At 58.0% G+C, this 25,395-nt stretch carries 22 protein-coding genes and 1 pseudogene; 10 read left to right on the forward strand and 13 right to left on the reverse strand.

The window, feature by feature from the left end; all coding sequences use genetic code 11:
- From AR456_RS09555 to AR456_RS09565, 4 genes and pseudogenes are all read left to right on the forward strand, one after another.
- Positions 1 to 978: an alpha-ketoacid dehydrogenase subunit beta gene (locus AR456_RS09555; RefSeq protein ID WP_021817635.1), complete on the forward strand. Its 978-nt coding sequence runs from the start codon at positions 1 to 3 to the stop codon at positions 976 to 978.
- 16 nt (positions 979 to 994) lie between these two features.
- Positions 995 to 1,153: pseudogene (locus AR456_RS21815) on the forward strand (biotin/lipoyl-containing protein); the annotation flags it as partial.
- Positions 1,154 to 1,321: 168 nt separating this feature from the next.
- Entirely contained in the window at positions 1,322 to 2,680 is a 1,359-nt protein-coding gene (locus AR456_RS09560) for a 2-oxo acid dehydrogenase subunit E2 (protein WP_417935338.1), read from the forward strand.
- A 44-nt stretch (positions 2,681 to 2,724) separates the two neighbouring features.
- Positions 2,725 to 4,593, forward strand: a complete 1,869-nt coding sequence (locus tag AR456_RS09565; protein WP_031207091.1) for a protein kinase domain-containing protein — start codon at positions 2,725 to 2,727, stop codon at positions 4,591 to 4,593.
- A 63-nt stretch (positions 4,594 to 4,656) separates the two neighbouring features.
- Here the strand turns inward: AR456_RS09565 and AR456_RS09570 are convergent, their stop codons facing one another.
- The 5 genes from AR456_RS09570 to rarD all read right to left on the reverse strand — a co-directional run bounded on the left by AR456_RS09570 (position 4,657) and on the right by rarD (position 9,716).
- The gene (locus AR456_RS09570) at positions 4,657 to 4,869 is read right to left on the reverse strand and encodes a ribbon-helix-helix protein, CopG family (protein ID WP_021817632.1); all 213 of its coding nucleotides are present in this window, start codon (positions 4,867 to 4,869) and stop codon (positions 4,657 to 4,659) included.
- Between the two features lie 136 nt (positions 4,870 to 5,005).
- Positions 5,006 to 5,692, reverse strand: coding sequence for a DNA-binding transcriptional regulator CsiR (gene csiR, locus AR456_RS09575; RefSeq protein ID WP_021817631.1), 687 nt, complete (start codon positions 5,690 to 5,692; stop codon positions 5,006 to 5,008).
- Between the two features lie 100 nt (positions 5,693 to 5,792).
- Entirely contained in the window at positions 5,793 to 7,505 is a 1,713-nt protein-coding gene (locus AR456_RS09580) for a SulP family inorganic anion transporter (protein WP_021817630.1), read from the reverse strand.
- 51 nt (positions 7,506 to 7,556) lie between these two features.
- Complete coding sequence (locus AR456_RS09585; protein WP_081694573.1) at positions 7,557 to 8,702, reverse strand: NAD(P)/FAD-dependent oxidoreductase; 1,146 nt, start codon at positions 8,700 to 8,702, stop codon at positions 7,557 to 7,559.
- A 153-nt stretch (positions 8,703 to 8,855) separates the two neighbouring features.
- The gene (gene rarD, locus AR456_RS09590; protein ID WP_021817628.1) at positions 8,856 to 9,716 is read right to left on the reverse strand and encodes an EamA family transporter RarD; all 861 of its coding nucleotides are present in this window, start codon (positions 9,714 to 9,716) and stop codon (positions 8,856 to 8,858) included.
- Positions 9,717 to 9,887: 171 nt separating this feature from the next.
- Between rarD and AR456_RS09595 the strand changes: the two genes are divergently transcribed.
- A complete protein-coding gene (locus tag AR456_RS09595) occupies positions 9,888 to 10,703 on the forward strand; it encodes an amidohydrolase (protein WP_021817627.1) in 816 nt (271 codons plus the stop codon).
- On the forward strand, positions 10,703 to 11,407 hold the full coding sequence (locus AR456_RS09600) for a pseudouridine synthase (RefSeq protein WP_021817626.1): 705 nt from the start codon (positions 10,703 to 10,705) through the stop codon (positions 11,405 to 11,407). Before AR456_RS09595 ends, AR456_RS09600 begins: the two co-directional genes overlap by 1 nt.
- A 137-nt stretch (positions 11,408 to 11,544) precedes the next feature.
- Here AR456_RS09600 and AR456_RS09605 read toward each other — a convergent pair whose 3' ends face one another.
- The 7 genes from AR456_RS09605 to gloB all read right to left on the reverse strand — a co-directional run bounded on the left by AR456_RS09605 (position 11,545) and on the right by gloB (position 21,842).
- Entirely contained in the window at positions 11,545 to 13,845 is a 2,301-nt protein-coding gene (locus AR456_RS09605; protein ID WP_021817625.1) for a GGDEF domain-containing protein, read from the reverse strand.
- A gap of 195 nt (positions 13,846 to 14,040) precedes the next feature.
- Positions 14,041 to 15,624 (reverse strand): ABC transporter ATP-binding protein, encoded by a 1,584-nt coding sequence (locus AR456_RS09610; RefSeq protein WP_021817624.1) that lies wholly within the window; start codon positions 15,622 to 15,624, stop codon positions 14,041 to 14,043.
- Entirely contained in the window at positions 15,614 to 16,708 is a 1,095-nt protein-coding gene (locus AR456_RS09615; protein WP_031207089.1) for an ABC transporter permease, read from the reverse strand. Before AR456_RS09615 ends, AR456_RS09610 begins: the two co-directional genes overlap by 11 nt.
- Positions 16,709 to 16,710: 2 nt before the next feature.
- Positions 16,711 to 17,784 (reverse strand): microcin C ABC transporter permease YejB, encoded by a 1,074-nt coding sequence (locus tag AR456_RS09620; protein WP_021817622.1) that lies wholly within the window; start codon positions 17,782 to 17,784, stop codon positions 16,711 to 16,713.
- Between the two features lie 124 nt (positions 17,785 to 17,908).
- Positions 17,909 to 19,735 carry an extracellular solute-binding protein gene (locus AR456_RS09625; RefSeq protein WP_021817621.1) on the reverse strand — a complete coding sequence of 609 codons (1,827 nt, stop codon included), beginning with the start codon at positions 19,733 to 19,735 and terminating at the stop codon, positions 17,909 to 17,911.
- Positions 19,736 to 19,810: 75 nt separating this feature from the next.
- Positions 19,811 to 20,998, reverse strand: a complete 1,188-nt coding sequence (locus AR456_RS09630) for a transglycosylase SLT domain-containing protein (RefSeq protein WP_031207088.1) — start codon at positions 20,996 to 20,998, stop codon at positions 19,811 to 19,813.
- A gap of 76 nt (positions 20,999 to 21,074) precedes the next feature.
- Positions 21,075 to 21,842 (reverse strand): hydroxyacylglutathione hydrolase, encoded by a 768-nt coding sequence (gloB, locus tag AR456_RS09635; RefSeq protein WP_021817619.1) that lies wholly within the window; start codon positions 21,840 to 21,842, stop codon positions 21,075 to 21,077.
- A gap of 124 nt (positions 21,843 to 21,966) precedes the next feature.
- Here gloB and AR456_RS09640 point away from each other — a divergent pair, with 124 nt between their 5' ends.
- From AR456_RS09640 to nudC, 4 genes are read left to right on the forward strand one after another with little or no spacing between them, the layout of a single operon-like run.
- Complete coding sequence (locus AR456_RS09640) at positions 21,967 to 22,842, forward strand: class I SAM-dependent methyltransferase (protein WP_081694572.1); 876 nt, start codon at positions 21,967 to 21,969, stop codon at positions 22,840 to 22,842.
- A gap of 23 nt (positions 22,843 to 22,865) precedes the next feature.
- Positions 22,866 to 23,345, forward strand: a complete 480-nt coding sequence (gene rnhA, locus AR456_RS09645) for a ribonuclease HI (RefSeq protein WP_021817617.1) — start codon at positions 22,866 to 22,868, stop codon at positions 23,343 to 23,345.
- 14 nt (positions 23,346 to 23,359) lie between these two features.
- Complete coding sequence (gene dnaQ, locus AR456_RS09650) at positions 23,360 to 24,130, forward strand: DNA polymerase III subunit epsilon (protein WP_021817616.1); 771 nt, start codon at positions 23,360 to 23,362, stop codon at positions 24,128 to 24,130.
- Complete coding sequence (gene nudC / locus AR456_RS09655) at positions 24,130 to 24,909, forward strand: NAD(+) diphosphatase (protein ID WP_031207085.1); 780 nt, start codon at positions 24,130 to 24,132, stop codon at positions 24,907 to 24,909. Before dnaQ ends, nudC begins: the two co-directional genes overlap by 1 nt.
- Before the next feature lie 65 nt (positions 24,910 to 24,974).
- Here nudC and AR456_RS09660 read toward each other — a convergent pair whose 3' ends face one another.
- Positions 24,975 to 25,292, reverse strand: coding sequence for an SCP2 sterol-binding domain-containing protein (locus tag AR456_RS09660; protein WP_257721117.1), 318 nt, complete (start codon positions 25,290 to 25,292; stop codon positions 24,975 to 24,977).
- Positions 25,293 to 25,395: the final 103 nt, after the last annotated feature.

Consider the following 25,395-nt stretch of genomic DNA (forward strand, 5'->3'; position numbering starts at 1 on the left):
ATGGCGACCATCAATATGCTGCAGGCGATCAATCAGGCACTGGATATCGCCATGGCCGAAGATGAACGGGTGTTGTGTTTCGGTGAAGATGTCGGCAGCTTTGGCGGGGTTTTCCGGGCAACCAGTCATCTTCAGGAAAAGTACGGCAAGGCCCGTTGCTTCAATACACCACTGGTCGAACAGGGCATCGTCGGCTTTGCCAATGGTCTCGCGGCGCAAGGATCGGTGCCGGTTGCCGAGATCCAGTTTGCCGATTATATCTTTCCGGCCTTCGACCAGATCGTCAACGAGACTGCCAAGTTCCGCTATCGCTCCGGCGATCTGTTCAATGTCGGTGGCCTGACCATTCGCGCGCCTTATGGCGGCGGTATTTCCGGCGGCCATTATCATTCACAGTCACCAGAAGCCTATTTTGCGCACACGCCTGGCATCAAGATTGTGGTGCCGCGTAATCCCTATGAAGCCAAGGGCTTGCTGCTGGCGTCGATCCGCGACCCCGATCCGGTGTTGTTCTTCGAACCCAAGCGTCTGTATCGCGCTGCAGTGGGAGAAGTGCCCGAAGAGGACTATCAACTTCCCATTGGCGAGGCTGAAGTCACCAAGGAGGGTAGTGACATCACCCTCGTAGGTTGGGGTGCGCAGATGGAAGTCATCGACAAGGCGGTAGAGCTTGCCGAGAAGGAAGGCATTTCCTGCGAGGTCATCGACCTGCGTAGTATTCTTCCCTGGGATGAGGACACCATCGCCGAGTCAGTGCTCAAGACCGGACGTCTGGTGATTACCCATGAAGCCCCTCGCACCGGTGGCTTTGCCGCCGAGATTTCCGCGGCCATTCAGGAGCGCTGTTTTCTGTACCTGGAATCACCCATTGAACGGGTGACAGGGCTGGATACGCCTTTCCCGCTGACGTTGGAAAAGGAATATCTACCCGATCATCTCAAGATTCTTGAAGCCATTCGTGCCTCAGTGAACTTCTGAGCCCAGGAGACAGACGATGAAGGAATTCAGATTGCCTGATATCGGCGAGGGGATCGTCGAGTGTGAAGTGGTCGAGTGGAAGGTCTCGGAGGGCGATAGTATTGCTGAGGATCAACCCGTCGTCGAGGTCATGACCGATAAGGCGCTGGTGGAGATCACCGCACCGGAGGCCGGGGTTGTTTCTCGCCTGCACGTCGCGGCGGGAGAGATGGCCAGAGTGCACGAGCCACTGTTCGCCTATGCCGCTTCGGATGACGAGTCTGGCGCTTATATTGGTGGTGACGCATCAGCGGACGCTGAGGCGTCATCAAACACCTCCGCCACAGATGACGAGGCTGATCGCTTGGGTGCCGTCGCTGAAACCGCTGCAGAAGGTTCGGCAGAGCGCCGTGTAGATTTTATCCTGCCGGATATCGGTGAAGGGATCGTCGAGTGCGAGATCGTTGAATGGCATGCAAGAGCCGGCGATACCATTGAAGAAGATCAGCGACTGGTCGATGTGATGACCGACAAGGCGCTGGTCGAGATTACTGCGCCTGAGCATGGCGTCGTTGCTGAGTTGTATGTCGCTCAGGGCCAGATGGCCAGAGTGCACTCGCCACTCTTTGCGTATATTACTGAAGGTGGTAGCGATGCCTCAGGAGCCACGAACTCAACAGATCGCGGATCTGGCACGGCTGTAGGCTCGCATAAGCCTGATTCGCATGGAGCTTCTTCGAGCAGCCCGTTGTCGAGCAGCCCATTGTCGAACACTCCCACGCCGAAAAATCGTTATGGTCGTACGCCGGCGAGTCCAGCGGTACGCCGAATGGTTCGTGAGCACCATCTCCGGTTGGAAGAGATTCCTGGTAGTGGGCGTGATGGTCGGGTACTAAAGGAAGATGTGCTTGGCTGGTTGGAAAATGGACAAGGAGGTGAGAAGCGCTCCAGCAACAAGGTCTGTGCTGCCGATCAGCATCGGGCGGGTGACACTTCTCCTGGTCGCGTCGAGCCCCTGCCCACTCGCGTCGAGCCCCTGAAAGGTATTCGGGCTGCCATGGCACGCCAGATGGTGGCCTCGGCCAGTACTATTCCGCACTTCCAGTATGGTGAGGAATTCGATATCACTGAGCTGTTGGCACTGAGGGAGCGATTGAAGCCTCGTGCCGAAGCCCGCGAGCTGCGCCTGACGCTGATGCCGTTTTTCATGAAAGCCATGGCCCTGGCGGTGACCGAGTACCCGCTACTGAATGCACGCCTGGCCAACGACGCCAGCGAGATCCACTACCAGTCCGGGTGCAATATCGGTATGGCCGTGGATGGCAAGGCGGGCTTGATGGTCCCCAATGTCAAGGGCGTAGAAGGGCTCAGCCTGTTGGATATCGCAGCGGAGGTACAGCGTCTGACAGCGGCGGCACGTGAAGGCCGTGTCAGTCAGCAGGACCTGAGTGGTGGCACCATCAGCATTTCCAATATTGGTGCTCTTGGGGGAACCTACGCTGCACCGATCATCAATGCGCCAGAAGTCGCCATCGTTGCGATCGGCAAGACGCAATGGTTGCCGCGTTTCAATGAGCAGGATGAGGTGGTCAAGCGGGCGATCCTCACCGTGACCTGGGCCGGCGATCATCGCTTGCTGGATGGCGGCACCATTGCACGCTTCTGCAACAGCTGGAAGGGTTATCTGGAGCAGCCCGAAAGCATGCTGCTGGAAATGAGGTAGGCGGATTGCTGCCCGGCTCAGGCCGGGCAGCACCGCGTATGCATATGTCTCAGGCTTCCCTGCAGCAGTTCTATATTCCCGAGGAGCAGTCAGTCTATCTGCTCAGCCAGGATGACGCTCGCAAGCTGCGTGAGTGGGTCGCGTTGTGTCAGGCTCAGCTCGAACAGCTTGGTTATCGCGATATCGAACTGATCGGCAAAGGGGCTTATGGCTTTGTGTTTGCTGGTGTTACCGCGACTCACCAGCGTTATGTGTTCAAGTTCACCCGAGTCACATTACCGCAGCATCTACAGGACCGTCTCGAGGAAGAGGCGTTCATGCTTGAGCAGGTCGAGCACCCGCGGGTACCTCGTCTCGTTGCTTACCAGCGTGTGCGACATCAGCCGATTCTGGTCATGGAGCGGGCGCCAGGCCTCAATCTCGAGGAAGTGTCCTTGAACGAGGGGCGTCTTTCTCCCCGTCTTGTGGTGCGAATTGCCGATCAGCTTGCCGATATTCTGCGCGTGCTGCGTCGCGAACACAGCACAGACAGCACTGATTGGCGTCGTCCGGTGGTGCATGGAGACATCAAGCCTTCCAATCTGGTGTACGACGCCGCCAGCGAGACAGTGGCACTGATCGACTGGGGCTCGTCGGTGTTCGCTCAGCTTGATGCACAACTTCAATTCGTGCACGCCAATGTCATGGAACTGATGTCGGACAACCTGCAGCAGACCAATGCGCGGCTCGGCGATGTCTACTTCATTGGCGAGGACCAACTCAACGGTGCTTTGTCATCGCCGCGTTTCGATGAGCAGGGAGTGGCAGGAACCCTCTATGCGCTGGCGTCCGCTCAGTCCTGCCGCTTTGGGCACCGGGCCATCCCGGCGACGTCGCTGGGTCTGCCGATGGAGTTTGCCCGCATGCTGGACCGCATGCTGGACCCCGATCCGGAGGTGCGACTCAGGGCCGGAGACTACTTCATCCGGGAAATGCCACGTATGGCGAAAATGGTGATGCTGGAGCTACCTGTGGCAACGGAGTTGCCGTTGGTACCGGTGTGGAGCCGTTCGGCAGCGCGTGGTATCGACACGGTCGTCTACAGCTCGCGCAAGTCCTTTCTACGCGAAGAGGGGGTGGAAGAGACCCTCAACGACGTCAATGATGTGCAGCTCGATCGCTACTATCGCAATTTCATGCAGGGCATGGGGGAAACAGAAAAGGCTTTTCTGGCTGCGGTGAGTCGTCTTGGCAAGTACCCGGTGGTTGGAGGCCTGGCGGTGCGCTGGGAGGCGGATGGCGTCTACATCGACTCGTCACTGAACCTGCACGATCCCGAGCGCAAGCCGGCTTTCATCGCTGCGGTCAACAATATGGTGACCCTGGCGCGGGCGATCCATCGTCAAGGAATATTCAAGAGCTGCCTGTTCAATGCGCGAGATACCTTGCACCTCGAGCGCGAGGGCGTGGATCAACCGTTTCTCATCGCCCCCACCATGCGTCTGGCCTATGAGGTCAGTGCTGTGCCAGAGCTGGAGGATCATTCCCGTCTACACAGTTACTTCGAAGATGGCCCTGATCCCGAGGAGTTTCTGGTACTGCCCGAGGCCATCATCAGCTCCCTGGAAGCTCTCAACGAGATTCACCATACCGGCATGATCATCTTCGAGGCGCTGCCCTCACACCTCAAGATTCATCACCACTATCGGCTTCTCGATCCCTCGCGAGAGCGAGAGTTTCGTGACCGGCTGGAAGATATTCTCGATGCAGTACGCTTGATCGAAGGTCTGGGCGTGTCGGGATTCATGAAGATGCCCTACAAGGACACCCGATTCTTCCCTCACGTGGCCCGGCAGCCGGACCGATACTACCCGCGCGACCCACGTGCCTGGTTGGTACGCCACCAGGCAGAACGCGGGGAAGATCCAGGCTGAACCAGCAGCCAGAACCTGAGGTTCACCCCGTATTCTCGAACGGTACTGGAGACGCTGGGCGCTTCAGGCGCCGAGACCGCTTTCGCGCAACAATTGATCCAGAGAACGTTCGGCCTGACGAGGACCGGCCCCTTCATGATGCAACTCTGCATCAAGCACGTTGGCGCCTTCGGAAATCAGCTGCTCGATAAGCTCGTTCTTGTTGAGTCCGGTGTGTCTGGCAAGTCGATCGAGCCGTTCCTCGAGCTCCCGGGATAAACGAATCAGATGAGGCATGGCAGATCTCCTGGCCAGTGGCGACACGCAAGGTGCGTGACAGTCCCATCACTGACTTTCATCATATCAGGATTATTCGGGATACTGTCCAGATCCTGCAACGGTAAGATCTGCCTGCAAAGTCCACGAGGCGGGATCAGGACAGCCCCTGTCGCTCCATGACCTCGGTAATGATCGGTACCGGTGTCATCAAGTGTTCGCGCATCATGCGTCGTGCCCTGGAGCGGTCGCGCGACAGGACCGCTTCGGTCAGCGCTGCATGCTCCTCGCGCTTGGCTTGCAACGCTGCGCTGGAGAACACCGTCTCGCATAGCCACAGATGACGGTAGCGTTCCACTTGATCGAACAGCGAGTCACGGACCTGCATCAGGTGTGGCGAGCGACAGCCGGCGACAATTGCTGTGTGATACGCCTTGTGACGAGCGTCCCACAGGTCCAGCTGTTCTTCGGCGCTGGTGACTTCGACCACCTTGGATAGCGTATGAGCTGTAGCGAGAATCTCCGCTTCCCAACTGTCATCGCCGCGTTCGATAGCCAGTTCGAGCATCAGACCCTCGAGTTGGGCGCGAGCATCATAGATGTCCGTCAGTTCTGCCAGTGACATAGGCGCGACGCGGTAGCCACGTTGACTGATGGCAACCACCAGCCGCTCTGCCACCAGTTGCGACAGCGCTTCACGCATGGGACCGACACCTAGATCGTAGCGCTGCTTGAGGCGTGCCATCAGCAGTTTTTCACCGGGGGCGTAGACGCCGCGAATAATATCCTTCTTCAGGCTTTGATAGGCACTGATAGCCAGGTTCTGTCTGGGCAAATGTTCCATGCGTGTGAAATCTGTCCGTGAATGACCTTGTCATCATACCGAAAGCAGCGCTGTCAGACAGCGGCGTTGCATCAGGTGTGATGCGTTTGCCATCAGCGCATCAGTTGCGTTGACGATGCAGTTCGCTCCAGGCGGCGTAAGTGCTCAAGAATGCCCGGCCGGTAAGGTCATCGAGAAAGTCCGACAGCTTGAGACGGTCCATCACCGGCCCCTTGACCTCAGCCAGGTGCAAGGTAACTCGTGAATCCTTGAGACGAGCATTGATGGCGTCGAGGCTCTCGAGCGCTGAAGCATCAATCAGGTTGACCGCGGAACAGATCAACACCACATCGGAGAGCTCTGGACGACTGGCGACCAGGGAGTAGACGGTGTCCTCGAGATAACGGGCGTTGGCGAAGTAGAGGCTCTCATCGATACGTAACAAGGCCAGATGACTGACCGTTTCGACATCATGCCGTGTGACCGATCGGAAGTGTTCAGTGCCTGGGATGCGACCGACAATAGCGCTGTGTGGACGGCTGGTTCGATACAGGAACAGGCCGATGGACAAGACCACGCCAGAGATGATGCCGGCTTCAACGCCCTCGATCAGGGTCATGGCCATGGTCACCGCCAGTGCCGAGAAGTCGCTGCGCGAATAACGCCAGGTCTGACGCAGCAGGGGAATATCGACCAGGGTCAGAATCGCCACGGTAATGGTTGCGGCCAGTGTGGCAATTGGCAAGTGCTCCAGCAATGGTGTGAAAGCGAGGGTAACAATACCGATGCCGATTGCGGCAAACAGCCCGGCAAGCGGCGTCTGGGCTCCGGATTCATGATTGATCACTGTGCGTGACAGGCCTCCGGTCACCGGCATTCCAGCGCTGAAGGCGGCAGCAATATTGGCGCCTCCCAGACCCAGCAGTTCCTGGTTGGGGGCTATTCGGTCGCGCCGCTTTGCGGCGAGCATCTGTGCCATCGAAATCGATTCGACGAAGCCGACCACGCTGATCAACAGCGCCGGGACGAGTAAGGTATGCCACAGCGATAGGTCGAGAACGGGTAGCGTCAGGCCCGGAAGTCCGGCGGGAATCATGCCTACTGTTGCTACACCACTGGCGGCGAGATCGAAGCGCCAACTGATGAGTGTGGTTGCCAGCACGGCGATAACCGGGCCCGCACGCACCAGCATACTCGCCAGCCCTTCAGGGACGTGCAGTGCGGCCAGCGCCCTGGCGCCGAAGCCACGCACCACGTATAGGAAGGTCAGGCTGCCGAGACCTACCAGCATGGTTGGCCAGTGGCTGTTGGCGAGGTTGTGGGCAAGGCTGTCGACCAGCGCCAGTGCCGTATAGCCTCCGGCTTCGATGCCGAGGATGTGTGACAGCTGGCTGATGGCAATCAACAGGCCAGAGGCGGACAGGAAACCGCCGATGACGGGGTGGCTGAGGAAGTTGGCAAAAAAGCCCAGGCGCAGAAAACCCATGGCGGCCAGCATCAGTCCGGACAATAACGACAGCACTAGTGCGGCGGCAAGGTACTCATCGCTACCGGGTACCGCAACGCGTGATAGGGCGGCGCCTGTCATCAGGGCGATGATTGCCACAGGGCCAACCGCCAGGCTACGGCTGGTGCCGAGCATCGCGTAGACGACAGCAGGCAGCAGGCTGGCATAGAGTCCAACTACGGCGGGTAACCCGGCGAGAATGGCGTAGGCCAGTGATTGGGGGATCACCATGATCGTGACGATCACCCCGGCGATCAGGTCGCTACCCAGCAGGCGAGGAGTGTAATGTGGCAGCCAGGCGAGAATCGGTAAGTAGCGCTTGATCATTGCGTTGGGCTTTCCTTCCTTGAGTGGGCGGAGCGTGGAGTTACGCTGCTGTCAGCGGTCAACGCGGTGATGCTCGAGAAAGCGCTGATCCAACCAGCTTTTCCAGTGGCTGGCTAGACGTCCGCCCCACCAGTGTCGGCCATACAAGGCCAGCGCCTGGTTGGCGCCAAGGTTGAGAATCGACAGTGCCTGCTCGGGTGGCTGATACGGTTGTAATGGTTGGTCATTCAGCACAGCTTGTAGATTGTGCAGCAGAACAGGCCCCTGGCGCACCCCATGAACGCCGATTCGGGCCAATTCCTGCCCGGCGAAATCGATACAATCTCCTGCGGCGAAGATATTGTTCTGCCCTTCGACTCGCAGCTGGTGATCGACCAATAGACCATGTTTTCTGGCTGAGGGCAGGCCCAGAGTGTCGCTCGGAGTCTGGAGCCCGGTAGCGAACAGCAGATGGTCGACATCCTCGAGCAAGGCTGTAGGGGCTCCGTGCGGATAGCCGTGTGGATTTGGATTGGCTTTCAACTGGATCTCACGCTCCAGCAGGCATTTGGCAAGCCAGTTCCGACAAGTGGAAGGCGTGTTCGGTAGCAGGCCTTCAGCGCTGTGGAGCAGGGTGATGGCCAGGCGCTGGTCGTCGACGCCATGATGTCTGCCAAGCTGGCGCAATGCACAGGCCATCTCGATACCACTGGCGCCGCCTCCTTGCACCACGATGTTGATCTGGCGTCGCTCGCTGAACTGTCGACGCAAGCGGTTGTGAAGTGACCTCAGTCGTGAAATCGGTTTGACGCCCCACATTTCGGTATTGGGCAACCTATGGTCGGGAACCTGTACCATCGATCCAAGGTTCATGCTCAGTACGTCGTAGTACACCTCCGTGCCGTTGCCGAGCATGAGACACTGGCGTTCAGGCGTGACCTTCATTGCACGCTGACGGATCAGCTTTATACCTCGTTGACGGCATGTCCGTGCAGGATCGATCCTCATGTCTCTGGCGTTGATGTCTCCGGCCAGCATGGCGCTCGCGCTTCCAGAGTACCAGAACGCTCTGGGTTCAATCAGAGTGACGCTATAGCGGCTCGTGTCGAGGTGCTTGATGAGATGCAGGTGGCTGTGTCCTGCACCTACAAGCAGGATACGAGGTGCCTTGTCGGGGCAGGCTGAAGGGGAGGCGGTGACGTGGTTAACAGCGGGCATCCATATTCTTCCGATGGGATGAAGAGGGGCCTGGATATCTCGATATACATCGACTCTGGTTATACATCAGATGCTCGAGGTGGGCACACGGCCAGCCTGAATCCTGTCCGCGAGCTGCAATGAAACTCGCGGACAGGATTCAGCTCTGGATCGCTAGCGCCAGCTCGACACCGAGTAGAGCAGCAGGCCAATCCAGATCAGTGCGAAAGTCGTCAACTGCTCTATCTGTAGTGGCTCACCAAGCACCCAGATCGCCACGACAAACTGCAAGCTGGGGTTGATATACATCAGGAAACCTACAGTGCCGAGACTGAGACGCCTTGCTGCTCCGGCAAAGGCCAACAGGGGAATGGCTGTCAGGATGCCGCTGCTGATCAGCAGTAGACTGGTGCTGGAAAGCCCCGTGAAGTTCGATGTGCCGTTCGCTGTCAGCCAGCCGACCATCATCAAGGCGAAAGGCAGCAGCAGCAGTGTCTCAACCAGCAGTCCCGAGAGACCATCCAACTGTACTTGCTTGCGCAACAAGCCATAGGTACCGAATGAGGCCGCCAGAACCAGACTGATCCAGGGCAGGCTGCCGAGCTGAACCAGTTGTATACCAATCGCCATCAGTGCCAGCAGGATCGCCACTCCCTGCATGGGTTTGATGCGCTCCTTGAGCACCAGCATGCCCAGAGCCACATTGACCAGAGGCGTCATGAAGTAGCCGAGACTGGCCTGTAGGACGTGCTGGGTTTCCACCGAATAGATGTAGAGCCCCCAGTTGAGAGCAATCAGGATCGCACAACCCAGGACGCGGCCGAGACGACGTGGATGCGTCAGCGCATCGCGAATGGGTGACCAGCGGCGCAGCAGGGAGATTACGACTGCCAGAAACACGCAAGACCAGAGGATGCGGTGGGTGAGGATTTCCACGGCAGGCACATTGTCGAATAGCGCGAAGAACAGTGGAAACAGGCCCCACATGCTGTATGCAGCCAGGCCCAGTGCAACGCCTCTGGTTGATTCGGACATCCTTGCCACTCGTGGTTCTCCTGATGGGGCTTGCCGAGAAAAGAGCGATGGAAAGGAGCCGGATTCTAGCACAGCAACGCCGGCCTGGCGCCGAACTGGAAGGCAATGGCTGCGGTAAGCGCCTGGGTCAGTTAGCCTATAGGTAGACAACCCATGGCTGAGATATCTGCAATGACACAGCTGCGTACAACTCTGGTGCAATGTGACCTGCGTTGGGAAGACCCAGAGACCAATTGCCAACGACTGGCAGAGCTGCTCGGGGGGATGGGGAGTGCCGAGACTGACTTGATCGTACTCCCGGAAATGTTTGCCACCGGCTTCACCATGAACTCGCGGGAGATGGCGCAGCCCATGCAGTCCAGTGCTGTCGTGGCCTGGCTGCGTGGGCAGGCGCAACAGCGCGGATGTGTAGTGACTGGCAGTGTGGCGATTGAAGAAGGCGGCGAATATTACAACCGTCTGATCTGGGCGACACCGGACGGTGAGTTGGTGCATTACGACAAGCGCCACCTATTCCGCATGGCTGGTGAGCATGAACGCTATGCGATGGGGGATCGTCGGGTCGTCGTCGAGCTCAAGGGGTTTCGTATCCTGCTGTCGGTCTGCTATGACCTGCGTTTTCCGGTGTGGCTGCGACAGCAGTCCTCCGCACAGGATGCCTTCGAGTATGACGCTCTACTGTGTGTCGCCAATTGGCCTGCACCACGTCGCCATCCCTGGCGAGTGCTGCTGCAGGCGCGGGCAATCGAGAACCTGTGTGCGGTGATCGGCGTTAATCGCGTTGGCGAGGATGCGCGCGGTCTCGGCTATGCGGGGGACTCGATGCTGCTCAACGCCAAAGGAGAAGCGTTGATTGACGGCGGTGATGGACAGACCATGGTTTCGACAGCGGTACTGGAGCGTGAAGAACTTGAAGAATTTCGCCAGCGCTTTCCTGCCTGGCAGGATGCCGATGAATTCAGCCTGGCTATGGGAGAGCAGTCCTGATGCGCCTGGATCGCTTTCTCGCTGAAACCACCGAACTGACTCGTGGCCTGGCCCGTCGTGTACTCACTGCAGGAGAAGTCACGGTCAATGGTGAGGTGGCGCGCAAGGGGGCGCGACACGTGAGTGAAGAGGATAGTGTGTGCTGGCGGGAGGAGCGCCTGGCACTGACCGGACTGCGCTATGTCATGCTACACAAGCCATTGGGGGTGGAATGCAGTGCACGACGTAGTCTCTATCCTCGTGCTGTCGACCTGATTGAGCTTCCTCATCATGATCGCTTGCAGCCGGTGGGGCGTCTGGATGTGGAGACATCAGGGCTATTGCTGTTCAGCGATGATGGCCAGTGGTCTCACCGGGTGACATCTCCGCGTTATCGCTGCGCCAAGGTCTATCACGCCAGGTTGGCGCGATCACTTGAGGGCGATGCAGCGCTGGAAGCTATCAACCAATTTGCCGAAGGAATTCAGTTGGAGGGTGATGACACGCCAACTCGGCCCGCGCAACTGGAGTGTCTGACGCCACATGAGGTGCGATTGACCATCCATGAGGGGCGTTACCATCAAGTGCGCCGTATGCTTGCTGCGATTGGCAATCATGTTGAAGTCTTGCACCGCGAATCGATCGGGCAGCTGGTGCTGGACCCTGACCTGGCACCGGGGCAGTGGCGTGAGTTGACTGACGCGGAAATCGCCTTGTTCCAATAGTGCCCGGTTCCTATAGCGCTTGTTCCTATAGTGCCTGGTTCCTATAGTGCTTGTTTCAATAGAGGAATCGTCGGTTGCGTTGTTCGAATCAGTGCCTTTGAGCGAATGGGGCGGTGTGGTCCATTCAGTTGTAGCCGCTAGTCGATGATCTTTATCCGCGCCCGGCCCTCGGCCTTGGCGCGGTAAAGCGCCTGGTCGGCCAGCGTCAGCAATGTATTCGGGTCGTTGGTATTCATGGGATAGCTGGCAATACCACAGGATACCGATACTGTTCCCAGTGGCGTCTCTTCATAGCGGAAGGCAGACTCGGACAGTGCCTCGGTCATGCGTGAGATGCGCCGCTGGGCGTCTTCTGCCTGGGCGCCCGGCAGCAAGACGACAAACTCCTCTCCGCCCAGACGGCATACCACGTCAATGTCGCGAAAGCTGTTTGACAGCATCCGCGAAACGTTACGCAGCACAGCATCTCCGGCTGCATGGCCAAAGCGGTCATTGAACAGTTTGAAATGATCGATATCGATGATCGCCAGCGAAAGAGAGGAGTTCTGACGGAGGGCGATAGCAGCTTCATGGGCCATCAATTCATCGAAGTAACGGCGATTGTGTAGTCCGGTCAGGCCATCCTGGTAGGACATGGTGGCCAGTTCTTCCTGCAGTGAAATGCTCGACAGCACGAGGGAAAGTCGGCCGAGCCCCATTTCAATGAATTGTAGCGTTCGATCGCTGTGAGCCATCTTCCAGCGTTGCGTTTCACGGGGCAGCAGGTAGAGCACACCGAGTCGCTGGAACTGTTGGTTGGCACGAGGAATATCCAACGGCAGCAACCAGTGGGGTTGTTGCTGCGAACCGCCTGCCGCAGATGCATGTTGTGAGTTGCCAACAGAGCCGGCCGGGTCGCTATTGACCGGTCTGGAGGAGGCTCGAGGATGACTGGCGGATAGATACCGAATCGGAGGTGTTGGGTTGAGGCGGTCAGGAGCCTGATGATGGTCAGGCCAGGCAGTTGCCAGAATCAGGTTGCCCGTTTTAGGGTCTGGCCGATAAAAGGCACCGTGCAAGGGGTGAAGAATATCGGGCATAGCCTCCATCGCATGGTGAAGGGCGCTTTCCAGAGCCGCCGAGCCTTGCAGGCGATCAATCAGGTTAGCCAGTTCCTGGCTCTTGTGATGTTCCACCGCCAGGATCGATGCGCGTTCACGCTCGCGTTCGGCATGGGCTTCCAGCGCTTTGGTGCGTGCATCGATCTCTCGCTCGAGAAAGGTGTTGAGGTGACTCAGTTCCTGTTGTGAGCGCGCGAAGAAGCGTATAGAGATCAACACGATGACCAGCACGAAAGCCAGGGCTCCGAGATTTACCGGGACGCTGTACCAATTGACCAGGCCGTGAGCCACCAGCATGTCGACGATCAGCACTCCGGCGAAGGCTGCATAGCTGATGATGACCAGCCATTGGTCGGTGTCGTAGGTGCGGTAGTATCTTAAGAGTATCAAGCCGATCAGGCTTAGACTGACCAGTAGCAGAATATCGAAGACCGGAAAGGCCATGGTCAGTGATGTCAGTCCCAGCAAAGCCAGGCCGATGGCGGCAATGGCATAGGCAAGGTGGGCGACCCAGATGCTGTGCAGTAGCCAGTGGCGACACTGGGGAAGCCAGTGTTCCAGCATCAGTGCCATGGCAATCGGCAGGGAAAAATAGCTGATGGCAGCCAGGTAGTCCCAGAGCAGAGGTCTTTCCAGCAACAACTGGCTGGCATCGCTCTCGGCGATAACCATGATACCGGTCGCCAGCGCAAAGAGACCGATACTTGCCAATCGCCATTGCTGTGGACGTGCGATGATCAGTAGTCCGGCGAGACAGGCGATGACCATGCAAAGTGCCGAGACGGCCAGGTCGCCACGGGTATCAGCGACAATCATCGGTAGGACATCGGCCTTTTCCATGACCGCCACCTTGCCCCAGAGGCCGATGTCCTTGTACGTCGAATGCAGGCGTAGATAGAGATGCTCTCCGGCCGAATCAACAGGTAGCTCGATGGCATGCCAGACCCAGCCGGCAAAACTACCGGAACCATCCTCATCCAGTTGGCCGTGTCGGTAGATGAGCCGTCCGTCGACATAGGCTTCGCCAATCAGGTTGAGGCTCGAAATGAACAGCACAGGTTGCAGCCATTCGCCGACTGGTAAACGATGACGCATCCACAGGTTGTCCTGTTGGTTGCGACCGGGAGGGTTGCCAATCCCTGCCATCGGCTGCCAGAGATCTGTCGCATCATCGGCAACTGACCATTGAGGTACGCCATCGGCAGAGAGCGGAGAATCGCCCCAACGATACTCCCAGCCCTCTTCAAGAGGCATCTCGGGTGCAGATGCGGTAGCAGCACCGCATAACAGCACTCCAAGCAGAAGGGTGCCGATTACATGAAGCACCAAGCGAGTCATAACGTATCCAAGCGTAACAGACCTGGGCAGTATAGAACGGTGGGGCGTGGAAGATCTGGTAGGTTCTGGTGTCGCTACATCAACGCAACAGAATGCTCGAACGTAATCTGTATTTATACCGTTATCTTGTGAGCTGAGACCAAGGCGATAAGCCTACTTCCTGAAACTCGATCAGTCAGCAGAGGGAGTCTGGCGTCATGTCGCTAGACTCGATGCTGCAATCAATGCCTTGGTGTAGTCGCTGCCAGGGTTGGCAAGAACCTGCTCACTGTCGCCCTGTTCGACAAGCTGTCCATCCTTCAGCACGAGAATTCGATGCGCCATGGCACGAACAACAGAGAGGTCGTGGCTGATGAATACATAGCTGACCCCATGACGATGTTGCAGATTGCGTAACAATTCCACCAGTTGCTTCTGTATGGTGCGATCGAGCGCTGAAGTCGGCTCGTCGAGAATGATCAAGTGAGGTTCAAGAATGATCGCTCGAGCCACGGCAATTCGTTGCCGCTGACCACCTGAAAATTCGTGAGGATAGCGTTCGGCGACATCTTCCGGCAGTCCAACTTCGCGAAGTGTTCGGCGGACTCGCTCGTTGACCTCATCATCACTGAGCTCAGGGTGATGGAAGCGTAGCCCTTCGCTGACGATATCGGCGACTGGCATGCGTGGTGATAACGAACCGAAAGGATCCTGGAACACGACCTGAATCTCCTTGCGCTGTCGGCGCAGAGACTCTCCCCGTAATTGATCGAGTCGTTGACCATTGAAGTCGATCTCACCTTGACTGGTCACCAGCCGCAGTAGTGCCAGGGCAAGGGTGGTCTTGCCTGAACCGGACTCGCCAACAATGCCAAGCGTTTCACCGGGGGCGACTTGGAGGTCCAGAGGCACTAGCGCTTCAAACGCTGGAGGTCGTCGACGCAATAGACGTTTAGGGCGCTGGAAACTGACACCCAACTGCCGCGCGGCGAGTAGGGAACCACTCTGGGTCACCGGTGTTGGACGACCCACGGGCTCCGCATCCAGCAGATCACGCGTGTGTGCGCTGCGAGGCTGGCTGAAGACCTGCTGGACGCTGCCGGTCTCCTGGTGTTCACCATGATGGAGAACACAGACGCGGTCGGCATGTCGGCGCACCAGATTCAGGTCATGGGTGATGAACAGCATTCCCATAGCGTGGTGGTCGCGCAGTTCTGCGAGCAACGCGAGGATTTCCTGCTGGACGGTGACGTCGAGCGCAGTGGTCGGTTCATCGGCGACCAGCAGTTGAGGGTTGTTGGCGATGGCCATGGCGATCATCACGCGCTGGCGCTGGCCGCCGGAGAGCTGGTGTGGCCAGGCGGCGAGTAGCTCGCTGGCCCGCGGCAGTTTGACCTGCTCAAGAAGCTCCTGGCAGCGCTGCCAGGCCTGGGGCCCACGTAATCCCTGGTGCAGACGCAGGGCTTCCCCGAGTTGCCGTCCGATGGTATGCAGGGGATTGAGGGAGGTCATCGGCTCCTGAAAGATGAAGCCGATACGGTTGCCGAGCACCGTTTGCCATTGGCGTCGAGTCAAGCCAGCCAGGTCGAGTTCAGCGAGACGTCGCTTGCCGCTGACAACAGCGTTGTCTGGAAGCAGATTGAGTGCCGCCAGCGCTGCGACTGTCTTGCCGGAACCGGATTCACCGACCAATGCCAGAGTTTCGCCAGCAGCGACGGACAGCGACAGGCGGTTGACGACAGTTTTACCGTCAAAGACCACGCTGACATCGTCGAGGGCAAACAGCGAATCAGTGGTCATCGGCGGCTCCTGTGCCTGCGGTGCTGACATGTTGTACATGGCGTGGGTCGAAGGCATCGCGCACACCTTCGCCGATAAACACCAACAGCGAAAGCATGGTGGCGAGCGTCATGAACGCAGTGATCCCCAACCAGGGCGCCTGAAGGTTATTCTTTCCCTGAGCGACCAACTCCCCCAGTGAAGGTGAGCCGGGAGGGAGGCCAAAGCCGAGGAAGTCCAGCGATGTCAGCGTGGTAATGGCACCGGTGAACAGGAAGGGCACAAAGGTCAGAGTCGCCACCATGGCGTTGGGTAGAACGTGACGCCACATGATCAGGCGAGAATGCAGGCCCATGGCCTTCGCTGCACGAACGTACTCGAGATTGCGTGCTCGCAGGAACTCGGCGCGCACGATGTCCACCAGCCCGAGCCACGAAAACAGTAGCATGATGCCCAACAGCCACCAGATATTGGGTTCGACCAGGCTGGCGAGAATGATCAGCAGGAACAGCACGGGCAGGCCAGACCAGATTTCGGTGAAACGCTGGCCGATCAGGTCGACCTTGCCGCCGAAGTACCCTTGGACTCCACCAATGACGACGCCCAGAACCAGTGAGCCTGCGGTTAGTGTCAAGGCGAAGACCACCGACAAGCGGAAGCCGTAGATGACCCTGGCCAATACATCGCGACCCTGGTCATCGGTGCCCAGCCAGTGGCGTGCATCGGGTGGCGCGGGTGATGGACGAGAGAGGTGCATGTCGATGGTGTTGTAGGAGAAGGGAATCAGAGGCCACAGCATCCAGCCTTTGCTGTTTATCTCCTGTTGAGTGAAAGGGTCGTGATAGTCCGCTGACGTGGGTAGTCGCCCGGCAAAGTCAGTGTCCTTGTAGTCATTCCACAATGGGAAGTACATCTGCTGCTCGTAGTGCACCAGCAGGGGCCGGTCATTGGCGACCAGCTCTGCACCAAGGCTGATCACCAGAAGAATCGAGAACAACCACAGTGACCACCAGCCACGACGATGGTGGCGGAACACCTGTATTCGTCGACGAGTTATGGGCGAAGCCTTGGGGAGAAAGGGCCTTGTGAGAGATCGTGACTGCATGCTCAGGACTCCCGGGAAGCAAAGTCGATACGTGGATCGATCCACACGTAAGTGAGATCCGAGACCAACTTGAGAACGAGGCCGATCAGCGTATAGAGATACAGGGTGCCGAAGATGACGGGATAGTCGCGCTGGGTAACTGCTTCAAAGCCCAGTAGCCCGAGCCCATCCAGTGAGAAGATCACCTCGATCAGCAAGGAGCCGGTGAAGAAGATGCCAATCAGCGCCGACGGCAGGCCAGCGATGATGATCAACATGGCATTGCGGAAGACATGGCCGTAGAGGATTCGGTTCTCGCTGGCGCCCTTGGCACGAGCGGTGAGCACATACTGTCGATGGATCTCGTCGAGGAAGCTGTTCTTGGTGAGCATGGTCAGAGTGGCAAAGCTACCGATCGCGGATGCGCTTACCGGCAGCACGATATGCCACAGGTAGTCCTTTATTTTCCCCCAGGTGCTCAGGTCTGCGAAGTCCGGGGAGGTCAGCCCGCGCAGCGGGAACAGATCCCAATAGCTGCCGCCGGCAAAGAGTACGATCAGCAGTAGGGCGAACAGGAATCCAGGCACCGCATAGCCGACAATCACCACCCCCGATGTCCAGACATCAAATGCCGAGCCGTGGCGCAAGGCCTTGCGGATACCCAGCGGAATGGAGATCAGGTAGACCAGCAGTGTGGTCCATAGTCCCAGCGATATCGATACCGGCAATCGCTCAATCATCAGGCTGATCACCGGCTGACCGCGAAAGAAGCTCTCTCCGAAGTCGAAGGTCGCGTAGTTGCCCATCATGTCGATGAAGCGTTCGTGGGCCGGCTTGTCAAAGCCGAACTGATGCTCGAGCTGCTCGATGTATTGCTGAGGAATACCGCGACTGCCTCGGCTGGTACCACTGGATTCCAGGGTATCCCCGCCACCGCCGAGGTGTGTGCTGGATTCGGCGGAAAGACCCTCGAAGCGAGCCAATATCTGGTCGATGGGGCCGCCAGGCGCAGCCTGAACGATGAGGAAGTTGAGCAGCATGACGCCAACCAGGGTCGGTATCATCAGTAACAGGCGGCGCAGGATATAGGCGGCCACGGCATTTCCTTACTTGTGCTCGAGTGGTAGTACTTACGAGTTGTAGTACTTACGAGTTGTAGTACTCGCGAGTTGCAGTGCTCACGAGTGGATTGTATCCGGCGGACTGGGGCTGTCCAGGCCGTCAGCGGTTACGCTGACGGCTCTCGACGCGCTTGGCTCGTTCCGGGTCAATCCACCACGAGGATAGATCCAGTGCGTACGGTGAGAAAGGTTCTCGGTAGCCAAACTTGTCCCAGATCGCGATACGATACGCTGCCAGATGGAACTGGGGGATCACATAAAAGCCCCAGCGTAATACTCGGTCCAACGCCTGGGCTGCAGCATCCATTTCCTCACGCGAGGAAGCCGCGATCAAATCATCGACCAGCGTATCGATCACCGGGTCCTCAAGACCAATCAAGTTTCGGCTCTGCGGCCGTTCAGCGTATTCGCTACCCCAGTATTCACGCTGTTCGTTCCCGGGATTGGCAGATTGAGGAAAACTGCCGACAACCATGTCGAAATCGAAGTTACGCAGTCGGTTCAGGTACTGATTGACGTCCACGGTGCGTACCCGGGCCCGGATACCGATGCGTGCCAGGTTGCGTACCAGCGGCTGAGCAATGCGCTCGAATTGGGTGCTGTAGAGCAGGATCTCAATATTCAACGGCTGGTTGGTAGCGGTGTTGATCATTACACCGTCACGTGCCTCATAACCCGCTGCTCGCAATAGATCCATTGCCTTGTACAGACGTTGACGCAGGTCATCGGGCTGTTTGATGGGCAAAGGTTCGTTGAACAGTCGCTCCGGCAGTTCGTCACTCAGTGGTTCGAGTAATTCGAGTTCGCCCGGCGATGGAAGCCCTGTGGCTTCCATCTCGGAATTCTCGAAATAACTGTCGGTAGCCTGATAGGCGCCATAGAACAGGTTCTGGTTGAGCCAGTCGAAGTCGAATGCCAGGGTAATGGCCTCGCGCACTCGAACATCGTCGAACCTGGGCTCACGCAGGTTCATCACGAACGACTGCATGCCTGCGGGCTGACCGTCAGGAACAATTATCTGCTTGACCAGACCCTCCTCATGAGCGGGGAAGTCATAGGCGGTTGCCCAGTTGCTGGCCGAAGATTCGAGTCGAAAGTCGATCAGTCCGGCCTTGAAGGCCTCCAGCGCCACCGACTGGTCGCGATAGTAGTCGTATTCGAGACGTTCGATGTTATAGCGGCCGCGATTCAGGCCCAACTCCTTGCCCCAGTAGCTGTCGTCGCGTTGATAGACGATGCGGCGCCCTGGCGACACTTCAGAAATACGATAGGGGCCTGAGCCAAACAGTGGGGCGCGGGTCACTGCCTCAAAATCGCGCCCCGCCCAGAAGTGTTCGGGAAGTACCGGCAGTTGGCCGATGATCAGTGGCAGCTCACGGGACTCACTGTCACCCAGCTCGAAGCGGACGGTGTCTCGATCGACAGCGATGGCGTCAGTGACGTCGGAATAGTAGGCGCGGTAGAAGGGACTGCCTTTGGTGGTCAGGGTGTCAAAACTGAAGACGACATCCTCGGCCAGTACCGGTTCCCCATCCTGGAAATGCGCTTCTGGACGCAGGTCGAATTCGACCCAGCGACGATCCGGGTCAAGACGAATACCGCCTGCCAGCAACCCATACATGGTGAAGGGCTCATTGGGGCTGGATTCGAGCAGAGTATCGTATACCTGCATCAACCCTGACGCAGGTGTACCCCGGACAATGAAGGGGTTGGTCGAGTCGAAGCTGCCCTGTGCGGCTTGAGCCATGGTGCCGCCATGGGGAGCATCTGGGTTGACGTGTGGCAAGTGGTCGAAGCCTGGCGGCAAGGCGGGGTCACCAAAGAGCGCCAGAGCATGAACGGTGGGGACTTCCGCAGGTTCAGCAGCCTGTAGCGTAGTGCTGAGCACGATGCTCAGCAAGCCCAGGCCAGTCACCACATTTCGCATCAAGCTGCTTTCCTTCCTTTGCCGGAGTCGTGAACAGGGCCTCCAGAGTGAGGCCCTGTTCACGGCATGAAAGTGTTACGAGCCGGAAATGGTAAGGCGCTGCCCGGGATGTATGGCCTGGGAATCATCAATGCCATTCCAGCGCGCTAGATCACTGGTAGACACAGAATGTAGCACGGCAATGCGTGAAAGGGTGTCGCCCTGTTCAACGACATGCGTGCCGCTACTATTGCTTGCCACTTGAGTCTCGCCGATCAACTGGTCGCTGAGGCTTGCGCGCAGTGATTCGGCGTTGGCGGTTGGCACCAGCAATTGGCGTGCGTGTCGCGGATCCACAGTGGATGTCTTGACGCCTGGATTGAGCCTTGCCAGTTCTGATGTGGTGACACCCGCCAGGTTAGCGGCCTCGCTGAGGCTGATCGGCGAGGTCAGAGTAATGCGGGCGAAGGCTGCAGAGCCACTGATTTCCGGCAGGTTGATGGCGTACTGTTCGGGGTCGCTGATGATGTGAGAGATGGCAATCAGCTTGGGTACATAGGCCATGGTCTCAGCGGGAAGGTTCAGATCCCAGTAATCGCCAGCCAGACCGCGGGCTTGTGCAGCTCGGCGAGCGTTGTTGACGGTTCCTGCGCCTGCGTTATAGGCAGCCAGGGACAGTAGAAGATCGCCGTCATACCACTCGTCGGCTTGCGTCTCGATATAATCGAGGGCAGCACCGGTTGACGTGACCACATCGACACGGCCATCCCAGCTGCCGTTGCGCTTGAGGCCAAGGGCATCGCCAGTGCGCGGCATGATCTGCCACAGGCCAGCTGCACCAAAGTGGCTGCGTGCAGTGGGGTCGAAGGAGCTTTCGATGAAAGGAATCAGGGCGATTTCGCCCGGCAGGCCCCGTGCTTCCACCTGTTGGCTGATCCATGCCAGCCATGGGCGTGCACGCTCGGTAATCTCGGCAATATTTTCGGGGCTGGATTGATAGTAGTCAATCCACTCCTGAACCCTCGCGTTGAATGCCTGGTCCTGCCAGCGGAAGTCGCCGCGTAGACTGGTCCATACATCTTGAGGCTCTAGTTCCAGTGCCTCCCAGAAGTGCGAAGTGAGATGCTGAGGTGGCGATACAGACGTCGTGGAGCTTGTGCTGTAGCGACTATCCATTGGCAGAGTAGAGGCTTGACTGGACCAGGCACTGGTCATCAGCGAACCAATAAGGGCAAGGCTACTGGCCATGCCCAACAATCGTCTTCGGCTTGTGTGATATGTCATACGTACAGCATTCTCCCGACCAGCAGGCTTGGCTGCTGGCCTTGTATAAGCTCATTGAGTCGGGCAATCCTTCGGTCTAGAACGAATCCTTCCATGCGCGCAGAGTGGCGAACGTCTGCTGGTCATTGTCTGTTGCGCCATGTTGAGATGCTGCGCGCCTTACTCCTGCGTTATCACAACGCAGGAATGGATTGATGCGGCGTTCGCGCTCGAGGGTAGTCGGCAACGTTGGCCGTTCCAGTTCGCGAACCTTTTCGCATTCACGAAGAGCGCTCGCCACATCATCGTTATCCGGGTCCGCCGCTCGCGCAAAGGCGAGGTTGGACAGCGTATATTCATGGGCCGCGAAGATGAGCGTTTCCGCAGGCAGGGCATTGATACGCGCCAGTGATTCATTCATCTGCTCCGCGCTACCTTCGAACAGTCTTCCGCAGCCGGCGCTGAAAAGGGTGTCGCCACAGAACAACAGCGGGGGGATTCCCGCGGTGAAGAAGGCGATATGGTCAAGCGTGTGCCCCGGTACCGTCATTACCTCGAAGCGACGACCCATGACACGAAACTCGTCGCCATCGCCGACACGTTCGCTGATGCCCTTGATATCCGGGTTTTGAGGACCGATGACCCTTGGGGAATAGCGTTTGATCAGCTCTGCCAGACCACCAGTATGGTCCTGGTGATGATGGGTGATCAGTACAGCCCCCAGCGACAGACCTTCGCGTTCGAGCACCTGAATTACGGCTTGGGCGTCGCCCGGGTCGACCACGCACACTCGGTCGCTCGTGTCCTGGCGCAGTACCCAGATATAGTTGTCGCTAAAGGCCGGAATCGGTGTCACGCTTAGCATGGTCAATGGCATCCTCTGGTCACGCCGTCAGGTCCGCAAAGCGCCCGGCCAGCGTGATGTCACAATCGCTGACTATGGTAAAAACGACGTGCAAAATCCGACACTCTGGGGGTAGCGGACGATCATGTCAAATGCATCAAAGGTGATGGATACGGTATCGCTTGTCCCGAGGGCCCGTCGTTTCTGGGCTGATGACTTCGGTAGAGCTTTATACCTGGCTGAACGAGCCTGCCTGGGGCCCCAGGCCGAACGCTGGAGTGGTGTACATGGTCTGGAAATATCGCTAGCTGAACCCATCGTTGATATGTCATCCGTTCGTCATCTCATGCGTTGGGCTCCGACCCATGAGCTGGCGGAAAGTTCCTCGACCATCGTTTGTCATCCGGATCGCTTGCCACTGCCTGATGGCGCTCTTGACCTTGTAGTTCTGCATCATGTGCTTGAGATCGTCGACTGCCCGCATCAGCTATTGCAGGAGGCGGCGCGTGTTACCGCGGCGGATGGTCGACTGATTATTTTCGGTTGGTCGCCTGTGTCAGCGGGCGGGTTGGCGCGCTGTTTGCCGCAGACTCGCAAGGCGTTGCCGGGGGTGGGATGTTGGCGCAGTGCACGGCGCATGCGCGACTGGTTGTCGTTTGTCGAGTTCGAGATTGAACGGTTAGACTATTGCGGCTTTCATCTTCCCGGTCTGGCGCCGCACAACGCTCTGCTCGAGACGCTTGGGCGGCGGCACAATCTGCCATTGGGTGATAGCTACGTCATACAGGCGCGCAGCCGTTCGCAGTTGGCGCGTCGTCAGCCACAACGACCGCTTTTCGGTACCGCTGTGGGTGCTGGCACTCTAGGAGCGACTCGTGTTGAGCCGAGTTCCCAAGTGCATGGCTCTCAAGTGCATGGCTTGAGGGTTGGGTTTTCCAGTAGACGTAACTCGAGAACAGAGAGCTCTGGAGAAGGTAGCTCGAGAGATGGCTCGAGAGAGCGCGACAGCAACGAACGATAAACCCGCGGTGACCGAGGTGAGCAGTGAGTGAGGCGCAAGAAGATACAGTGGTGACCATCTATACCGATGGTGGCTGCCGTGGTAATCCCGGTCCGGGTGGCTGGGGGGCGTTGTTGCAGAGTGGTACGCACGAGAAAGCCCTGAAAGGGGCCGAACCATCCACGACCAACAACCGCATGGAGTTGACCGCTGCAATCATGGCACTCAAGGCCTTGAAGCGTTCCTGCAAGGTTACCCTGTGGACCGATTCGGAATACCTGCGCAAAGGCATTACCGAGTGGATTCATGGTTGGGTAAAGCGTGGCTGGAAGACGGCATCGAAGCAGCCGGTGAAGAATGCCGACCTCTGGCAACAACTGCTGGAACAGAGCGAACGTCATCAGATCGACTGGCGTTGGGTGAAAGGTCATAGTGGTCATCCCGGAAACGAGATGGCTGATACGCTCGTCAACCAGGCGATTGATGAGCTGCTGACAGGCGCCACGGCGCAGGATCGAGCTTAATAACGGAATACGCGATGCGTCAGATAGTACTGGATACGGAAACCACCGGTATCGAGACCCGTGAAGGTCACCGCCTGATCGAGATTGGTGCTGTCGAGGTGATCAACCGTCGCCTGACCGGTAACAGTTATCACCAATACATCAACCCCGAACGGGAAATCGATGCCGAGGCGGTATCGATCCACGGCATCACCAATGAACGGGTTGCCAATGAGCCAGTATTTGGTCAGGTTGCCAAAGAGTTCTGGGACTTCATTCGAGGCGCGGAGCTGGTCATCCACAATGCGCCCTTTGACGTAGGCTTTATTGATCACGAGTTCAAGATGCTGCGTGAGGCGGACCCGAGTCTCGACTTCGGCCCGGTGAGTGAGCATTGTCGTGTACTCGATACCCTTGTCATGGCGCGGGGAATGCACCCCGGTCAACGCAACAGCCTTGACGCGCTATGTAAACGTTACGACATCGACAATGGCCACCGGGTGCTGCACGGCGCCTTGCTTGATGCCGAAATTCTGTCGGATGTCTATCTGGCGATGACCGGGGGGCAAACTGCCCTGACACTGGATTCCGGCAATGATGACAAGGCCGCCGAGAACGAGCATGGGGAGTTCGCTGTGCGACGCCTTTCGCTTGAGCCAGGGCGTCTGAAGGTCCTCCACCCAACGGAGAGCGAAATGGGCGCGCATCTGGCCAAACTCGCCAAGGTGCGAGACAAGGCGGGGACATGCCTGTGGGATCAACTTGGTTCTCCAGTCGGGCAAACCGGTGATCAGGGGCAGGGATGATGCTGAGGCGCGAGATTCCGCATCAGGAAAGCCGGGGGAGAGTGATTCGCTATTCCGGTGGACGCATTCAACCTGGGCCAGAAGGGTTGCCGTTCGGCTTGGTCGAACCCTGGGAAGAGGGCGTGCAGCCGCTGTGCTGGTGGAATGACGAGCCGGTTGGGCTGATGGTCCTTGATGCACCTGATGACGACTGGATCGATGGACGAGACTGGTTGACCAGGCTCCCGGAAAGTTGGTTTCCATTGCTCTCCACGGCCCTCCAGGTGGCTGCATGGTCCGCCAATCATCGCTTCTGCGGCCGGTGTGGGAGCCCTGCACGGCGGCTTGCCGCTGAGTTCGCCATGCATTGTGACCACTGTGGCCATCGTAATTACCCACGTATCTCGCCGTGCATCATTACCCTGGTGACCCACGGCGAGTCGCTGTTGCTGGCACGCAGCCCTCGCTTTCCACCGGGACGCTATTCGACGCTGGCTGGTTTTATCGAGCCAGGCGAATCAGCAGAACAAGCTCTGCATCGTGAGGTCTACGAGGAAGTCGGGATCAGTATCGGCCGGATGCGCTATATCCGTAGCCAGGCCTGGCCATTTCCTCATTCATTGATGCTGGGATATCTGGTCGAGGCTGCCAGTCGCCGTATTCGAATTGATGGTCATGAAATACAGGACGCCGCCTGGTTCTCACCGAACCGATTGCCGCAGTTGCCTCCGTTGTATTCCATATCGCGAGAGCTGATCGAATTGCATCTCGCTGAAGTACGAGATGGCCGTCAGGGCTGAATCCAGAAAAGCGAGAACCGGTGGTGCGTGGCGCCAGGCAGAAGCCTGGCGCCACGACGGCCGGATCAGTTCGAGGGGAATATTTCGTTCAGGCGAGTGGCCAGCATGATGTTTCCAGTAGCCTTGAGTTTGCCGGTCATGAAAGCGGTCATCCCATTGACTTCACCGCTGATGATGCCCTTGAGCGTATCGGTGCTCATGCTCAGGCTGACAGAGGGATCATCGTGCTCTCCCGGCTGGATATCGAGAGTGCCATCATTGATCACCACATAATGGTCGTCGGCGTCGCTGAAATGGAACTGAAAGACTTCCTGAACACCGCTGGCGGCTTGTGGGTCAAAACGCGAGCGGAGAGTGTCGAGTGTCTGTGACATGGGGATCATCCTGGCATGTGAGCGGTGATGGTCAATGAGAGTATTTCAAACGATTGTTTTAATCAAGGGCACCAGTGAGTAGACACCAGCGGACGGCTCACTGAAGCGACTG

Source organism: Halomonas huangheensis, assembly GCF_001431725.1.
GTDB classification, from domain to species: Bacteria; Pseudomonadota; Gammaproteobacteria; order Pseudomonadales; family Halomonadaceae; genus Halomonas; species Halomonas huangheensis.

Coding starts and splice junctions, on each gene's coding strand:
- AR456_RS09585 (WP_081694573.1), bottom strand. CDS start 8,702: ATGCCCGCTGTTAACCACGTCACCGCCTCCCCTTCAGCCTGCCCCGAC.
- rarD (WP_021817628.1), bottom strand. CDS start 9,716: ATGTCCGAATCAACCAGAGGCGTTGCACTGGGCCTGGCTGCATACAGC.
- csiR (WP_021817631.1), bottom strand. CDS start 5,692: ATGGAACATTTGCCCAGACAGAACCTGGCTATCAGTGCCTATCAAAGC.
- gloB (WP_021817619.1), bottom strand. CDS start 21,842: ATGCTAAGCGTGACACCGATTCCGGCCTTTAGCGACAACTATATCTGG.
- AR456_RS09640 (WP_081694572.1), top strand. CDS start 21,967: ATGTCAAATGCATCAAAGGTGATGGATACGGTATCGCTTGTCCCGAGG.
- dnaQ (WP_021817616.1), top strand. CDS start 23,360: ATGCGTCAGATAGTACTGGATACGGAAACCACCGGTATCGAGACCCGT.
- AR456_RS09600 (WP_021817626.1), top strand. CDS start 10,703: ATGCGCCTGGATCGCTTTCTCGCTGAAACCACCGAACTGACTCGTGGC.
- AR456_RS09580 (WP_021817630.1), bottom strand. CDS start 7,505: ATGATCAAGCGCTACTTACCGATTCTCGCCTGGCTGCCACATTACACT.
- AR456_RS09555 (WP_021817635.1), top strand. CDS start 1: ATGGCGACCATCAATATGCTGCAGGCGATCAATCAGGCACTGGATATC.
- AR456_RS09570 (WP_021817632.1), bottom strand. CDS start 4,869: ATGCCTCATCTGATTCGTTTATCCCGGGAGCTCGAGGAACGGCTCGAT.
- AR456_RS09605 (WP_021817625.1), bottom strand. CDS start 13,845: ATGACTCGCTTGGTGCTTCATGTAATCGGCACCCTTCTGCTTGGAGTG.
- AR456_RS09625 (WP_021817621.1), bottom strand. CDS start 19,735: ATGCGAAATGTGGTGACTGGCCTGGGCTTGCTGAGCATCGTGCTCAGC.
- AR456_RS09595 (WP_021817627.1), top strand. CDS start 9,888: ATGACACAGCTGCGTACAACTCTGGTGCAATGTGACCTGCGTTGGGAA.
- AR456_RS09565 (WP_031207091.1), top strand. CDS start 2,725: ATGTCTCAGGCTTCCCTGCAGCAGTTCTATATTCCCGAGGAGCAGTCA.
- AR456_RS09660 (WP_257721117.1), bottom strand. CDS start 25,292: ATGATCCCCATGTCACAGACACTCGACACTCTCCGCTCGCGTTTTGAC.
- AR456_RS09610 (WP_021817624.1), bottom strand. CDS start 15,624: ATGACCACTGATTCGCTGTTTGCCCTCGACGATGTCAGCGTGGTCTTT.
- AR456_RS09615 (WP_031207089.1), bottom strand. CDS start 16,708: ATGCAGTCACGATCTCTCACAAGGCCCTTTCTCCCCAAGGCTTCGCCC.
- AR456_RS09630 (WP_031207088.1), bottom strand. CDS start 20,998: ATGACATATCACACAAGCCGAAGACGATTGTTGGGCATGGCCAGTAGC.
- nudC (WP_031207085.1), top strand. CDS start 24,130: ATGCTGAGGCGCGAGATTCCGCATCAGGAAAGCCGGGGGAGAGTGATT.